This is a genomic window from Streptomyces bullii, from assembly GCF_042657145.1.
Classification (GTDB): Bacteria; Actinomycetota; Actinomycetes; order Streptomycetales; family Streptomycetaceae; genus Streptomyces; species Streptomyces bullii.
Window position 1 is genome coordinate 76,652 of record NZ_JBHSNY010000005.1, and the last position, 14,583, is coordinate 91,234.

At 69.3% G+C, this 14,583-nt stretch carries 15 protein-coding genes; all 15 read right to left on the reverse strand.

All coding sequences use genetic code 11. From position 1 onward, the window contains the following. Positions 1–114 precede the first annotated feature (114 nt). The 15 genes from ACFPZJ_RS14990 to prfA all read right to left on the reverse strand — a co-directional run bounded on the left by ACFPZJ_RS14990 (position 115) and on the right by prfA (position 14,528). Entirely contained in the window at positions 115–492 is a 378-nt protein-coding gene (locus ACFPZJ_RS14990; protein ID WP_381021416.1) for a F0F1 ATP synthase subunit epsilon, read from the reverse strand. 110 nt (positions 493–602) lie between these two features. Beyond that, a complete protein-coding gene (gene atpD / locus ACFPZJ_RS14995) occupies positions 603–2,051 on the reverse strand; it encodes a F0F1 ATP synthase subunit beta (RefSeq protein ID WP_381021417.1) in 1,449 nt (482 codons plus the stop codon). After that, positions 2,051–2,968 carry a F0F1 ATP synthase subunit gamma gene (locus ACFPZJ_RS15000; protein WP_381021418.1) on the reverse strand — a complete coding sequence of 306 codons (918 nt, stop codon included), beginning with the start codon at positions 2,966–2,968 and terminating at the stop codon, positions 2,051–2,053. The genes atpD and ACFPZJ_RS15000 overlap by 1 nt, the downstream gene beginning before the upstream one ends. Before the next feature lie 21 nt (positions 2,969–2,989). Next, entirely contained in the window at positions 2,990–4,597 is a 1,608-nt protein-coding gene (atpA, locus tag ACFPZJ_RS15005; RefSeq protein ID WP_381021419.1) for a F0F1 ATP synthase subunit alpha, read from the reverse strand. 128 nt (positions 4,598–4,725) lie between these two features. Then, positions 4,726–5,541: a F0F1 ATP synthase subunit delta gene (locus ACFPZJ_RS15010; RefSeq protein ID WP_381021420.1), complete on the reverse strand. Its 816-nt coding sequence runs from the start codon at positions 5,539–5,541 to the stop codon at positions 4,726–4,728. Next, positions 5,538–6,086: a F0F1 ATP synthase subunit B gene (locus tag ACFPZJ_RS15015; protein WP_381021421.1), complete on the reverse strand. Its 549-nt coding sequence runs from the start codon at positions 6,084–6,086 to the stop codon at positions 5,538–5,540. The genes ACFPZJ_RS15010 and ACFPZJ_RS15015 overlap by 4 nt, the downstream gene beginning before the upstream one ends. Positions 6,087–6,125: 39 nt before the next feature. Beyond that, positions 6,126–6,362, reverse strand: coding sequence for an ATP synthase subunit c family protein (locus ACFPZJ_RS15020; RefSeq protein ID WP_010040161.1), 237 nt, complete (start codon positions 6,360–6,362; stop codon positions 6,126–6,128). 75 nt (positions 6,363–6,437) lie between these two features. Beyond that, complete coding sequence (gene atpB / locus ACFPZJ_RS15025; protein ID WP_381022123.1) at positions 6,438–7,208, reverse strand: F0F1 ATP synthase subunit A; 771 nt, start codon at positions 7,206–7,208, stop codon at positions 6,438–6,440. A 273-nt stretch (positions 7,209–7,481) separates the two neighbouring features. Beyond that, the gene (locus ACFPZJ_RS15030) at positions 7,482–7,919 is read right to left on the reverse strand and encodes a hypothetical protein (RefSeq protein ID WP_381021423.1); all 438 of its coding nucleotides are present in this window, start codon (positions 7,917–7,919) and stop codon (positions 7,482–7,484) included. A 362-nt stretch (positions 7,920–8,281) separates the two neighbouring features. Next, positions 8,282–9,631: an MraY family glycosyltransferase gene (locus tag ACFPZJ_RS15035; RefSeq protein WP_381021425.1), complete on the reverse strand. Its 1,350-nt coding sequence runs from the start codon at positions 9,629–9,631 to the stop codon at positions 8,282–8,284. A gap of 129 nt (positions 9,632–9,760) precedes the next feature. Further along, on the reverse strand, positions 9,761–10,999 hold the full coding sequence (locus ACFPZJ_RS15040; protein ID WP_381021426.1) for a serine hydroxymethyltransferase: 1,239 nt from the start codon (positions 10,997–10,999) through the stop codon (positions 9,761–9,763). Positions 11,000–11,127: 128 nt separating this feature from the next. Then, positions 11,128–11,808 carry an arsenate reductase/protein-tyrosine-phosphatase family protein gene (locus tag ACFPZJ_RS15045; RefSeq protein WP_381021428.1) on the reverse strand — a complete coding sequence of 227 codons (681 nt, stop codon included), beginning with the start codon at positions 11,806–11,808 and terminating at the stop codon, positions 11,128–11,130. Continuing rightward, positions 11,805–12,452 (reverse strand): L-threonylcarbamoyladenylate synthase, encoded by a 648-nt coding sequence (locus tag ACFPZJ_RS15050; RefSeq protein WP_381021429.1) that lies wholly within the window; start codon positions 12,450–12,452, stop codon positions 11,805–11,807. Before ACFPZJ_RS15050 ends, ACFPZJ_RS15045 begins: the two co-directional genes overlap by 4 nt. Before the next feature lie 53 nt (positions 12,453–12,505). Further along, a complete protein-coding gene (gene prmC, locus ACFPZJ_RS15055) occupies positions 12,506–13,345 on the reverse strand; it encodes a peptide chain release factor N(5)-glutamine methyltransferase (RefSeq protein WP_381021430.1) in 840 nt (279 codons plus the stop codon). Between the two features lie 115 nt (positions 13,346–13,460). Then, positions 13,461–14,528 carry a peptide chain release factor 1 gene (prfA, locus tag ACFPZJ_RS15060; RefSeq protein ID WP_381021432.1) on the reverse strand — a complete coding sequence of 356 codons (1,068 nt, stop codon included), beginning with the start codon at positions 14,526–14,528 and terminating at the stop codon, positions 13,461–13,463. Positions 14,529–14,583 lie beyond the last annotated feature (55 nt).

A 14,583-nucleotide genomic window follows, 5' to 3' on the forward strand; every position in this document is an offset into this window, starting at 1 on the left:
CGTCTCCTAGGTAACGGAACGTAAAAAACACCTATATCTGCCTCAGCCGCGACCGGCTCCGGATCGCTCCGGTGCCGGCCGCGGCTGAGTGACGTCATCGTACGACGCGCGGGGTCACCGCCCCGCGGTCGCCGTCCGCAGACGGACGTCCGCACGGCGCTCGGCCGTGGCGTCGCCCTCCGCCTTCGCACGCTCGAGCTCGCGCTCCGCGCGCTGGACGTCGATCTCGTCCGACAGCTCGGCGATCTCGGCCAGCAGCGACAGCTTGTTGTCCGCGAACGAGATGAAACCGCCGTGCACCGCGGCGATGACCGTTCCACCTTCACTCGTACGGATGGTCACGGGGCCCGACTCCAGCACACCGAGCAGCGGCTGGTGACCGGGCATGACGCCGATGTCGCCGGACGTGGTGCGCGCGACGACCAGGGTGGCCTGGCCCGACCAGACCTCACGGTCGGCGGCGACCAGCGCGACGTGCAGCTCAGCAGCCAAGGGTGGCTCCTCGGGTCACCACCCGGCGGGAGTGCCGGGTGTTGGTTACAAGTCTAGTGGGCGTGAGAGAGGGGGCGGGACGTGCCCGCCCCCTCACACGAGTGCCGGGGTCAGGAGACGCCCAGCTCCTTCGCGTTCTTCTTCAGGTCCTCGATACCACCGCACATGAAGAACGCCTGCTCCGGGAAGTGGTCGTACTCGCCGTCGCAGATCGCGTTGAACGCGGCGATCGACTCGTCCAGCGGCACGTCCGAACCCTCGACGCCGGTGAACTGCTTGGCGACGTGGGTGTTCTGGGACAGGAAGCGCTCCACGCGACGGGCACGGTGGACGACGAGCTTGTCCTCCTCGCCGAGCTCGTCGATACCGAGGATCGCGATGATGTCCTGGAGGTCCTTGTACTTCTGCAGGATGTTCTTCACGCGCATGGCCGCGTTGTAGTGCTCCTGCGTGATGTAGCGCGGGTCCAGGATCCGGGACGTGGAGTCCAGCGGGTCCACGGCCGGGTAGATGCCCTTCTCGGAGATCGGACGGGACAGAACCGTCGTCGCGTCGAGGTGGGCGAAGGTGGTGGCCGGGGCCGGGTCGGTCAGGTCGTCCGCGGGGACGTAGATCGCCTGCATCGAGGTGATCGAGTGGCCGCGGGTCGAGGTGATGCGCTCCTGGAGGATGCCCATCTCGTCGGCCAGGTTCGGCTGGTAGCCCACCGCGGAGGGCATACGGCCGAGCAGGGTCGACACCTCGGAACCGGCCTGGGTGAAGCGGAAGATGTTGTCGATGAAGAACAGCACGTCCTGCTTCTGGACGTCGCGGAAGTACTCCGCCATCGTCAGACCGGCCAGCGCCACGCGCAGACGGGTGCCCGGGGGCTCGTCCATCTGACCGAAGACCAGCGCGGTCTTGTCGATGACGCCCGACTCGCTCATCTCGTCGATGAGGTCGTTGCCCTCACGGGTGCGCTCACCGACGCCCGCGAACACCGACACACCGTCGTGGTTGTTGGCGACGCGGTAGATCATCTCCTGGATCAGAACGGTCTTGCCGACGCCGGCGCCGCCGAACAGACCGATCTTGCCGCCCTTGACGTACGGGGTCAGCAGGTCGATGACCTTGATGCCGGTCTCGAACATCTCGGTCTTGGACTCGAGCTGGTCGAAGTTCGGCGCCTTGCGGTGGATCGGCCAGCGCTCACCGTCGTAGCGCTCGTCGGTGTTGAGCACCTCACCGATGGTGTTGAACACCTTGCCCTTGGTGAAGTCACCGACCGGCACGGAGATGGGGGCGCCGGTGTTGATCACCGTGGCCTGGCGGACCAGACCGTCGGTGGGCTGCATGGAGATCGTGCGGACCAGGCCGCCGCCCAGGTGCTGGGCGACCTCCAGGGTCAGCGTCTTCTTCTCGCCCGCCTTGGCCGGGTCGGCGACCTCGACGTGAAGGGCCTGGTAGATGTCCGGGATCGCGTCGACGGGGAACTCCACGTCGACGACCGGGCCGATGACCCGCGCGACGCGGCCAGTGGCCACGCCAGCAGGAGCGGTCGGCTCAACAGTGGTGGTCATTAGTAGTCACTCCCCGCGGTCGCGTCGGCCAGGGCGCTGGCGCCACCGACGATCTCGCTGATTTCCTGGGTGATTTCGGCCTGGCGGGCCTGGTTGGCAAGCCGGGTGAGGGTCTCGATGAGCTCCCCGGCGTTGTCGGTGGCCGACTTCATCGCGCGCCGCGTGGCGGCGTGCTTGGAAGCGGCCGACTGGAGCAGCGCGTTGTAGATACGGCTCTCCACGTAGCGCGGCAGGAGGGCGTCGAGCACGTCCTCCGCCGAGGGCTCGAAGTCGTACAGCGGAAGCAGCTCGCCCTTGGGCGTCGCCTCCTCCGCGACCTCTTCGAGGCTCAGCGGCAGCAGCCGGGACTCGACCGCCGTCTGCGTCATCATCGACACGAACTCGGTGTAGACGATGTGGAGCTCGTCCACGCCGCCGTCCGCCGTCTCCGTCTCGATCGCCTCGATCACGGGCGCCGCCACCTTCTTGGCGTCCGCGTACGACGGCTCGTCGGTGAAGCCCGTGAACGACTGCGCGACCTTGCGCTCGCGGAAGTTGTAGTGGGCGACACCGCGGCGGCCGACGATGTACGTGTCGACCTCCTTGCCCTCGCGCTCGAGCCGTTCGGTGAGCTGCTCCGCCGCCTTGATGGCGTTGGCGTTGAAGGCGCCGGCCAGACCGCGGTCGCTCGTCAGGAGCAGGACCGCGGCACGGGTCGGGTTCTCCGCCTCCGTGGTCAGCGGGTGCCGGGTGTTCGAGCCGGTGGCGACCGCGGTGACCGCGCGGGTCAGTTCCTTCGCGTACGGCGTGGAGGCCGCCACCTTGCGCTGCGCCTTGACGACGCGCGAGGCGGCGATCATCTCCATCGCCTTCGTGATCTTCTTGGTCGCGGTGACGGATCGGATGCGACGCTTGTAGACCCGGAGCTGGGCTCCCATGAGTCAGGTCCCTTCCTTACGTCACTTGGAGGCGCTGGTCGCCTTCGGCGCGGCCGGGGCTTCCTCGCCGAGCAGCTTGCCGTCGGAGGTCTCGAACTGCTTCTTGAACTCCGTGATCGCCTCGGCGACGGCCTGCAGGGTGTCGTCGGACATCTTGCCGCCCTCGCGGATGGAGGTCATGAGGCCCTGCTCCTTGCGGTGCAGGTATTCCAGCAGCTCCCGCTCGAAGCGGCGGATGTCGGCGACCGGAACGTCGTCCATCTTGCCGGTGGTGCCGGCCCAGACGGAGACGACCTGGTCCTCGGTGGACATCGGCTGGTACTGGTCCTGCTTCAGCAGCTCGACCATGCGCTGACCGCGCTCCAGCTGGGCCTTGGAGGCCGCGTCCAGGTCGGAACCGAAGGCGGCGAACGCCTCCAGCTCACGGAACTGGGCGAGGTCCACGCGCAGACGGCCGGAGACCTGCTTCATCGCCTTGTGCTGGGCGGAACCACCGACTCGGGAGACGGAGATACCGACGTTCAGCGCGGGGCGCTGACCGGCGTTGAACAGGTCCGACTCCAGGAAGCACTGGCCGTCGGTGATGGAGATGACGTTGGTCGGGATGAACGCCGAGACGTCGTTGGCCTTGGTCTCGACGATCGGCAGACCGGTCATCGAGCCGGCGCCCATGTCGTCGGAGAGCTTCGCGCAGCGCTCCAGCAGACGGGAGTGCAGGTAGAAGACGTCACCCGGGTAGGCCTCGCGGCCCGGCGGGCGGCGCAGCAGCAGGGACACGGCGCGGTAGGCGTCGGCCTGCTTGGACAGGTCGTCGAAGATGATCAGAACGTGCTTGCCCTGGTACATCCAGTGCTGGCCGATGGCCGAGCCGGTGTACGGCGCCAGGTACTTGAAGCCGGCCGGGTCGGACGCCGGGGAGGCGACGATGGTCGTGTACTCCAGCGCGCCGTTCTCCTCCAGCGCGCGGCGCACGCCGGCGATGGTGGAGCCCTTCTGGCCGATGGCGACGTAGATGCAGCGGACCTGCTTGTTCGGGTCGCCCGAGCGCCAGTTGTCGCGCTGGTTGATGATCGTGTCGACGGCCAGGGCGGTCTTGCCGGTCTGGCGGTCGCCGATGATCAGCTGACGCTGACCACGGCCGATCGGGGTCATCGCGTCGACGGCCTTGTAGCCGGTCTCCATGGGCTCGTGCACCGACTTGCGCTGCATGACCGTGGGGGCCTGCAGCTCGAGGGCGCGGCGGCCGTCGGTCTCGATCTCGCCGAGGCCGTCGATCGGGTTGCCGAGCGGGTCGACCACACGGCCGAGGTAGCCCTCGCCGACGGCGACGGACAGCACCTCGCCGGTACGGGTGACCGGCTGGCCTTCCTCGACGCCGCTGAACTCGCCGAGGACGATGGCACCGATCTCGCGCTCCTCGAGGTTGAGGGCGAGGCCGAGGGTGCCGTCCTCGAACTTCAGCAGCTCGCTGGCCATGGCCGAGGGCAGGCCCTCGACCTTCGCGATGCCGTCACCGGCAAAGGTGACCGTGCCGACCTCCTCGCGCGAGGCCGCGTCCGGCTTGTACGCCTGGACGAAGTTCTCCAGCGCGTCCCGGATCTCCTCCGGCCGGATCGTGAGCTCCGCCATCTGGGTTCCCTGCTCTCCTTGTTGGGCCCGAAGTTTCTTTGGGGGTCTGGGGGCGACCCCCAGGAATCCTCTGCACGGCCCAACCAGGGCCGTAAGTACGTACTGCGTGTTCAGTTGCGGAGGTGTCGCTAGCTCGCCATGCGGCGGCCGGCGTCCTCCAGACGGTCCGCGATGGAGCCGTTGATGACCTCGTCGCCGACCTGTACCCGGATCCCGCCGAGGACCTCGGGGTCCACGTCCAGGTTCAGGTGCATCCGGCGGCCGTAGAGCTTCGCGAGGGCGGCGCCCAGGCGCTGCTTCTGCACGTCGCTCAGCGGTACCGCGGAGGTGACGACGGCCACCATGCGGTCCCGGCGCTCGGCGGCGAGCTTGGACAGGGACTCCAGTCCCGACTCCAGGCTACGTCCCCGCGGCGCGGTCACAAGACGCGTCACCAGACGCTCGGTGGTCGCCCGGGCCCGGCCGCCGAGCAGGCTGCGCAGCAGCTCGCTCTTGGCCGAGACGGTGGCCTTGCGGTCGGTCAGTGCGGCACGCAGCTCGGTGCTGGAAGAGATGATCCGGCCGAACCGGAACAGCTCGTCCTCGACGTCGTCCAGCGTGCCCGCGCGCTGCGCGGCGGTGAGGTCGGCGAGGTTCGCCAGCTGCTCCAGCGCGTCCCCCAGGTCGCGCGACTGCGACCAGCGGGAGCGCACCATGCCGGCCACCAGGTCCGCGGCCGCGCCGCCGACCTGGGTGCCGAGCAGGCGCTGGACCAGCTCGGCCTTGCCCTCACCGGCCTGCGCCGGGTCGGTGAGGACCCGACGCAGCGACACCTCGCGGTCGAGCAGCGCGGTGACGGCGGCGAGCTCGTCGGCGAGCTGCGCCGCGTCCACGGACGTGGAGTCCGTCAGCGCGTCGAGACGCTCACGTGCGGCTGCCAGGGCCGTGCGGCTCGCCCCGTTCATCGGCCGGCCTCGGCCTTCTCCTCGAGCTCGTCGAGGAAGCGGTCGATCACGCGGCTCTGCCGGGCATGGTCCTCGAGGGACTCGCCGACGAGCTTGCCGGCCAGGTCGGTGGCGAGCTTGCCGACGTCCTGACGCAGCGCGCCCGCGGCGGCCTTGCGGTCGGCCTCGATCTGGGCGTGGCCGGCGGCGATGATCTCCTCGCGCTGACGCTGGCCCTCGGCCCGCATCTCGGCGATGAGCGCGGCACCCTGCTCCTGCGCCTCCTGGCGCAGACGCGCGGCCTCGTGCCGGGCCTCGGCGAGCTGTGCCTTGTACTGCTCAAGGACGCTCTGGGCCTCGACCTTCATGGTCTCGGCCTCTTCGATACCGCCTTCGATCGCCGCGCGACGCTCCTCCAGAACCCTGTTGATGTTCGGAAGCAGCTTCTTCCAGAAGAAGAAGAACACGATGGCGAAGGCGATGGTGCCGACGAGCAGCTCGGGGCCGGGCGGGAGGAGCGGGTTCTGCTCCTCCTCGGCCGCCAGCTGTACCAGGTTGGCGATCACATCAGTGCCTTTCGTCGAAACGTGCCGGTGAGTAGGTGATTACTGACCGAACACGAACGGCATGACGATGCCGATGAGGGCGAGCGCCTCACAGAAGGCGAAGCCCAGGATCTGGTTGGCACGGATCAGGCCGGCGGCCTCGGGCTGGCGGGCCAGGGCCTGGGTGCCGTTGCCGAAGATGATGCCGACGCCGATGCCGGGGCCGATGGCGGAGAGGCCGTAGCCGATGGAGCCGAGCGAACCGGAGACAGCGGCGAGGGTCTCAGTGGCAGCCATGCTGATTCTTCCTTCTCTTTCACGGACCGGCGGGGGTTGGCCACCGGACGTTCTTGGGATTGATGGGGCGGGGGCTCAGTGGTGCTCGGCCAGAGCGCCCTGGATGTACGTGCAGGCGAGGAGCACGAAGACGTAGGCCTGGACGGCCTGCACGAAAAGCTCGAAGCCGATCATGGCGACGGTCATGACGAAGGAGACGCCGGCCGCCGGGATCATCCAGCTGTTCAGCAGGTACCAGGAGGCGACGGTGAACATGACCAGCATCAGGTGGCCGGCGAACATGTTGGCGAACAGTCGCACCGCGTGCGTGAAGGGCCGGACGAGCAGGTTCGAGAAGAACTCGATGACCATCACGAGCGGCAGCACCGGGCCGAGCGACTTGTCGTAGCCGGTGATGTTCTTGAAGAACCCGACGAAGCCGTGCCGCTTGAAGGTCAGCGAGACCCAGACGACGTAGACGATCGCGGCCAGCACCGCCGGGTAGGCGATGATCGACGACACCGGGAACTGGGCCAGCGGGATCACGGACCAGATGTTCATGATCCAGATGAAGAAGAACAGCGAGACCATGAGGGGGACGTACTTCTCGCCCTCACGCTTGCCGAGCGTCTCGTAGACGATGCCGCGGCGCACGAAGTCGTAGCCGGCCTCGCCGACCATCTGGAGCTTGCCCGGCACCACCTTGGCCTTGCCGAAGGCCGCCCAGAAGAAGCCGATGACGAGGACGGTGGTGATCAGCGCGAGCAGCATCACCTTGTTGAACTCGACGCCGCCCACCGTGGCGATCGGCTTGAACAGGAACGAATGCAGGCCCGGAGCCGGAAAACCACACCCGTTGTCGGACATGATCCGACAGCTCCAGTCAAAGGCGAGCTGGGTCTGGTCAGCACTCACCGCGGGCTCCTTCGGCGTGACGCATGGGTACGGCAACCTCGTTGTGTCGGCGCGGCGCGCAGCCGCGGATCGGCACCGGACTGGTGTTACGGATGTGGGGGCGGCTGGGGGGCATCGAGCCTCGCGATTGAGCAGGCGTCAGCTCAGATGCCCGCGCCCGCGATGCCGCAGTTGGCACCGGACGATAGCAGGAGTTCGCACTTGCCTTTATCCCGCCCCTACCTGTCACGACGACGGCCCTGTCTTCTCGGCCTTCTCACTCTTCGCGGAGTCCGGATCGATGTAGAAGATCTTGGCCTTCATGTGCGCGCGGGCCTGCGCGGCCATCCACACCACGGTCGCGACGACGAGCGCGATCGCGAACGCCTTCGCATTGAAGAGAGAGGTGTCCTTGAAGAGGGCGACGAAGATCAGGAGCAGCAGGAGCTGGGCGACATAGAGCATCAACCCCATGGCCTGGAACAGCTGCGGGAGCGTTTTTGCCGTCCACTGCAGGACGTACAGGCCGATTCCCATGAAGAAGATCGCCAGTACCGCGCCGACGGCCGCCCCGATCGCGCCCTTGCCGCCGGCGACCACACCACTGACGGCGACGGCCACCGCACCGGCAGCCGCTGTGGGCACAGCGCACTGCAGAAGGTTCCGGGCGTCATTGGACGGCATGGCGGCAACTCCGCTTTCACAGGGGGCAGGGGTGTCGTCATGGACGAGCGTAGTCCCGGGCTGAGTGGAGACCTCACACCAATGGACCGTCGCACTTCGGTCCTTCGGTTCTATCCGGGGTTCTCGTGAACCGTATCACAAACTATTTGATGCAGTCTTTACCTGAAGGGTGTGCTTGCTGTCACACATGAGGACGAATCTGCGCGTCTGAGCGAATCCGCAGCCGACTTGTCTGGTATTGGGCGCTTCGCACCCCCATCAGTCTCTTACGACTTGGCAATGCTCTAGTCAGATTCTTACCTTGCGGCGTCCGAGGAGCCGCCGCTTGGAGACACCGGCAGCGGTACCGGCGGAGGCGGCCGTCAGCGCGACGTTCCCGCCTTGCGCCGGTCCGGGAAACGCGAACGGGGGCCGATCGCCGTCGCTCCGTTGACGCCGGCCACCCCGCTCACCACGGGAGTGCGGGGCGCCGGCTCGGTCGCGGCGTGCTCCTCCAGGGCGGACGCCGGCGTCGAGGCCTCCGGTGCCACGGCCGGTACCGCGCCGTGCCGCCGGTACCGCGGCGGCACGAACCGCTCCGCCCAGCGCGGGGCACGCGGCGTGAAGCGCGGCAGCAGAAGCAGCACCAGCCCGATCGCGCTGAGGAAGACGACACCCAGGACGATCCACATGGACGCCGAGTTCACCGAGTAGGCGAGCGCGCCGAAGGCGATCAGCGCCGACCAGAAGTACATGATCAGCACCGCGCGGCTGTGCGAGTGGCCGATCTCCAGCAGCCGGTGGTGCAGGTGGCCGCGGTCCGCGGCGAACGGCGACTGGCCACGCCAGGTGCGCCGCACGATGGCCAGGATCAGGTCGGCGGTCGGGATCGCGATGATCGTCAGCGGCAGCAGCAGCGGGATGTAGACGGGAACCGTCTGGTGCACGGCCGCCTTCTCCGACCCCGCGTACAGGTTGAGCGCGTCGGGGTCGATCTGGCCCGTGATGGAGATGGCGCCCGCCGCCAGGACCAGGCCGATGAGCATAGAACCCGAGTCGCCCATGAAGATCCGCGCCGGGTGCATGTTGTGCGGCAGGAAACCCAGGCACATGCCGAGCAGGATCGCCGAGAAGAGGGTGGCGGGGGCGGCGGCCTCGATGCCGTACGAGTACCAGATCCGGTAGGCGTACAGGAAGAACGCCACCGAGGCGATGCCGACCATGCCGGCCGCGAGTCCGTCCAGGCCGTCGACGAAGTTGACCGCGTTGATGGTGATGACGACGAGCGCGACCGTCAGCAGGGTGCCCTGCCACTGGGTGAGCGCGACCGAGCCCACACTCGGGATGGGCAGCCACAGGATCGTCAGACCCTGCATGACCATCACGCCGGCGGCGATCATCTGGGCGCCCAGCTTGATCAGGGCGTCCATCTCGAACTTGTCGTCCAGCACGCCGATCAGCCAGATCAGCGCCGCACCCGACAGCAGCGCGCGCGGCTCGTTGGAGTTCTCGAAGACCTGGTTGAGGTTGGTCAGGTGGTCGGCGACCAGCAGGCCCGCGCACAGGCCGAAGAACATCGCGATCCCGCCGAGCCGCGGAGTGGGTTCCCGGTGCACGTCACGTGCCCGGATCTCCGGCATGGCCCCGGCCACGATCGCGAACTTCCGTACCGGCCCTGTCAGCAGATACGTCACCGCGGCCGTGACGCAGAGCGTCAGCAGGTATTCACGCACGGGCTTCCCCACAGGTCTCGCTGGCCATCTCAGCCCCACACCCTAGCGATGGCTGCATATGTGTGGGGACTTCCGGGTAGCGACGATGGTTGCACGAGTGGCTGTGCACGCAGGTGCGCCTACCCCGCCTCACCGCGGATACGGCGGAAATCCACCGGCCAGCTCCCGCACTTCTTCACGGGCCCGGGCCGGTTCCACATCGCCCCGCAGCACCGCCGCGAGCAGCGCGGCGATCTTCCGCATCTCCCCCTCCCCCATGCCCTGCGTGGTCACCGCCGCCGTGCCCAGCCGCAGTCCGCGGGTGTCGCCGTGCGGCAGCGCGCAGCAGTCCAGGACCATCCCGGCCGCCGCGAGCCGGCCGCGTGCGGTGCGGCCGTCGACGCCGAGGGGCGAGGGGTCGGCGGTGATCAGATGCGTGTCCGTGCCGCCGGTGGTGACGACCAGCCCCTCGGCGGTCAGTTGGGCCGCGAGGACCCGCGCGTTGGTGACCACCTGGTGGGCGTACACGGCGAACGCGGATGTCGCCGCCTCCCCGAACGCGACCGCCTTGGCAGCGATCGTGTGCATCTGCGCGCCGCCCTGGGTGAAGGGGAACACGGCCCGGTCCACCCGCTCCGCCAGGTCGGCGCCGCACAGGATCATCCCGCCGCGCGGACCGCGCAGCACCTTGTGCGTGGTGGCGCAGACGATGTCGGCGTACGGCACCGGGTTGGGGGCCGCTCCCCCGGCCACCAAACCGATCGGGTGGGCTGCGTCCGCGATCAGATACGCGCCGACCTCGTCGGCGACCTCGCGGAAGAAGGCGTAGTCGATGTGCCGGGGATAGGCGGTCGAACCGCACACGATCGCCTTCGGGCGGCGCGTCCGGGCCAGAGTGAGCACCTGGTCGCGGTCGACCAGCCCGGTCTCGGCGTCCACCCCGTACCCGACGAAGTCGAACCAGCGGCCGGAGAAGTTGGCGGGCGAGCCGTGCGTGAGGTGACCGCCGTACGCCAGGCCGAGCGCCAGGACGGTGTCGCCGGGGCGCAGCAGGGCGGCGTACGCGGCCAGCACCGCCGAAGAGCCCGAGTGGGACTGGACGTTGGCGTGCTGGGCGCCGAACAGCTCCCTGGCCCGCGCCACCGCGATGCGCTCGGCGACGTCCACGACCTCGCAGCCGCCGTGGTGCCGCGCCCCCGGGTACCCCTCGGCGTACTTGTTGGCGAGCGGCGAGCCGAGGGCCGCCAGCACGGCCGGCGAGCAGAAGTTCTCGGCGGCGATCAGTTGCAGCGTCGTCGACTGCCTCTCCCGCTCCCCGAGCAGGATGTCGGCGAGCTCGGGGTCCTGGCGCCGCAGGACATCGGCCTCGATGGCAGGGGTGACCGTCATGGTGGACTCCGGGCGTCGTCGACGGTGACGTACGTCCAATGTAGGCCCGGCGCACCGGCGACGCCCGGTGTGCGCGGCCGGCCGCTACCGCCGCCGGGGGCCGGTCAGCCGCGGCCCCGGCCCCTCGACTACGTACGCGCCGGCACTCCGGTCAGCGCGGTGACCACCGGATCCAGCGCCTGGTGTATCTCGTCCCCGATCGACCGGAAGAACGTCAGCGGCGCCCCGTACGGGTCGTACACCTCGTCCGCCTCCGCCGTCGGCGCCAGGAGCCACCCGCGTAGAGCCGCGGCGGCGCGGACCAGCGCACGCGCGCGGGTGACCACGCCCTCCTCCAGCGGCGGCAGCGTCGCCGGGTCGATGGCCTTCACGAGCCGGGTGAACTCCTTCAGCGTGAAGGTCCGCAGGCCCGCCGAGTGGCCCATGGAGATCACCTGGGCGCGGTGGTCACGCGTCGCCGTCAGCACCAGGTCGGCGCGGATCACGTGGTCGTCGAGCAGCTCCCGGCCGACGAATCCCGAGGCGTCCGCGCCGAAGTCGGCCAGCACGGTCTCCGCGTGGGCCTCCATGGGCGCGCCCTCGTGCCCCCAGGTGCCCGCGCTCTCCACGATGAGCCCGCCGCCCAGCACGCCGAGCCGCTCCCGCACGAAATGGCGGGTCAGCCGCTCGGTGATCGGCGAGCGGCACACATTGCCGGTGCTGACGTGGAGGATGCGGAAGCTGTCGCGCGGAAGCCCCACGAATGTCGTCGTGATCTCCGCGGCACTCTCCCCGTTGCCTATGCCACGCCCCGCGTCAGGGGCTGTCAATTCGCCACCTCGAGGTCGGGTACGACCTTGCGCAGCTCGTCCGGCGAGAGCGCGCCCTCGCGCAGCAGGACGGGCACCGGACCGGTGACGTCGACGATGGAGGACGGCACGTTGCCGGGGGTCGGGCCGCCGTCGAGGTAGACCGAGACGGAGTCGCCGAGCATCTCCTGGGCGGCGTCGCAGTCCTCCGGCGCGGGGTGGCCGGTGAGGTTGGCGGAGGACACGGCCATGGGGCCGACCTCCGTCAGCAGCTCGATGGCGACGGGGTGCAGCGGCATGCGCACGGCGACCGTGCCCCGGGTGTCGCCCAGGTCCCACTGGAGGGACGGCTGGTGCTTGGCGACCAGGGTCAGCGCGCCCGGCCAGAAGGCGTCCACCAGCTCCCAGGCCCGCTCGGAGAAGTCGGTGACGAGCCCGTGCAGGGTGTTCGGGGAGCCGATCAGGACAGGGGTGGGCATGTTGCGGCCCCGGCCCTTGGCCTCCAGCAGGTCGGCCACGGCCTCCGGCGAGAACGCGTCGGCGCCGATGCCGTACACGGTGTCCGTCGGCAGCACCACGAGCTCACCGCGGCGGACGGCGGAGGCGGCCTCGCGCAGACCGGTCGCGCGGTCGGTCGCGTCGTTGGTGTCGTATCGCCGAGCCATCTAGCGGGCCTCCTCGTACACGTGCTGCTGGGGGGACGAAGTCTGCGGGGTGCTCACGGCAGCGCCTTGCGTGCCGTGGCGAAGCGGGGGCGGTTGTTGAGGTCGGGGTGGTCGGCCGCATCGGTCCAGCCCCGGTCCTCGGCGAAGATCCACGGCACCTGGCCGCCCTGGGTGTCGGCGTGCTCGACGACGACGAGGCCGCCGGGCCGCAGCAGCCGGTGCGCGGTGCGTTCGATGCCGCGGATCAGGTCGAGGCCGTCCTCGCCGGAGAACAGGGCCATGTCCGGGTCGTGGTCCCGGGCCTCGGGAGCGACGTACTCCCATTCGGTGAGCGGGATGTACGGCGGGTTGGAGATGACCAGGTCGACCTGGCCGTCGAGGTCCGGGAAGGCCGTCAGGGCGTCGCCCTGGCGCAGTTCGACCCGGGACCCCTCCATGTTCTTGCGGGTCCACGTCAGGGCGTCCTCGGACAGCTCCACCGCGTGGACCCGGGAGCGCGGCACCTCCTGCGCCATGGCGAGCGCGATGGCGCCGGAGCCGGTGCACAGGTCGACGATGCACGGCTCGACGACGTCCATGGCCCGCACGGCGTCTATGGCCCAGCCGACCACGGACTCGGTCTCGGGCCGCGGCACGAACACCCCGGGCCCGACCTGGAGTTCCAGGTACCGGAAGTAGGCCCGCCCGGTGATGTGCTGGAGCGGTTCACGGGCCTCGCGGCGGGCGACGACCTCCCAGTAGCGGGCGTCGAAGTCGGAGTCCTTCACGGTGTGCAGCTCGCCCCGCTTGACGCCGTGCACGAACGCGGCGAGCTCCTCCGCGTCGGTGCGCGGCGAGGGCACGCCGGCGTCGGCCAGCCGCTGGGTGGCCTGGGCCACCTCCGCGAGCAGCACGCTGCGGGGGCTCGGGGGTCGCCCCCCGGGTTCTTGCTGCACGCTCGTCCTCCGGTACTCGGTGCTCTGTACTACGTACTACGCGATGTCGTACGCACTGCGCGACACACGCGCCTTACGCGGCTGCGAGCTTGGCCGCCGAGTCCGCGTCGACGCACGCCTGGATCACCGCGTCGAGGTCGCCGTCCAGGACCTGGTCCAGGTTGTACGCCTTGAAGCCGACGCGGTGGTCCGAGATGCGGTTCTCCGGGAAGTTGTAGGTGCGGATCTTCTCGGAGCGGTCGACGGTACGGACCTGGCTGCGGCGGGCGTCGGCGGCGTTCCTCTCCGCCTCCTCCTGGGCCATGGCGAGCAGCCTGGAGCGCAGGATACGCAGGGCCTGCTCCTTGTTCTGCAGCTGGCTCTTCTCGTTCTGGCAGGAGGCGACGACTCCGGTCGGAATGTGCGTGATGCGCACCGCGGAGTCGGTGGTGTTGACCGACTGGCCGCCGGGGCCGGAGGAGCGGTAGACGTCGATGCGGAGGTCGTTGGGGTTGATCTCTACGTCGACCTCCTCGGCCTCGGGGGTCACGAGGACACCGGCCGCGGAGGTGTGGATACGGCCCTGGGACTCGGTGGCCGGCACGCGCTGCACGCGGTGCACGCCGCCCTCGTACTTCAGCCGCGCCCACACGCCCTGCCCGGGCTCGATCTGACCGCGGGCCTTCACGGCGACCTGGACGTCCTTGTAGCCGCCCAGCTCGGACTCGGTGGCGTCGATGATCTCGGTCTTCCAGCCGACGCGCTCGGCGTAGCGCAGGTACATGCGCAGCAGGTCGCCCGCGAAGAGGGCGGACTCGTCGCCGCCGGCGCCCGCCTTGATCTCGAGGATGACGTCCTTGTCGTCGCTGGGGTCGCGCGGGACGAGCAGCAGGCGCAGCTTCTCGGTGAGCTCCTCGCGCTGCTTCTCCAGGTCCTTGACCTCGGCGGCGAAGTCGGGGTCGTCGGCGGCCAGTTCGCGCGCGGTCTCGACGTCGTCGCCCGTCTGCTTCCAGGAGCGGTACGTGGCGACGATCGGGGTGAGCTCGGCGTAGCGCTTGTTCAGCTTGCGCGCGTTGGCCTGGTCGGCGTGGACCGACGGATCGGCGAGCTTCTTCTCCAGGTCGGCGTGCTCGGCGACGAGTTCCTCGACGGCCTCGAACATCTTGGGCTCCTGTGTACTGCGGTGAAGGGGAAGGCGGGCGACCAAAAACGCCGGT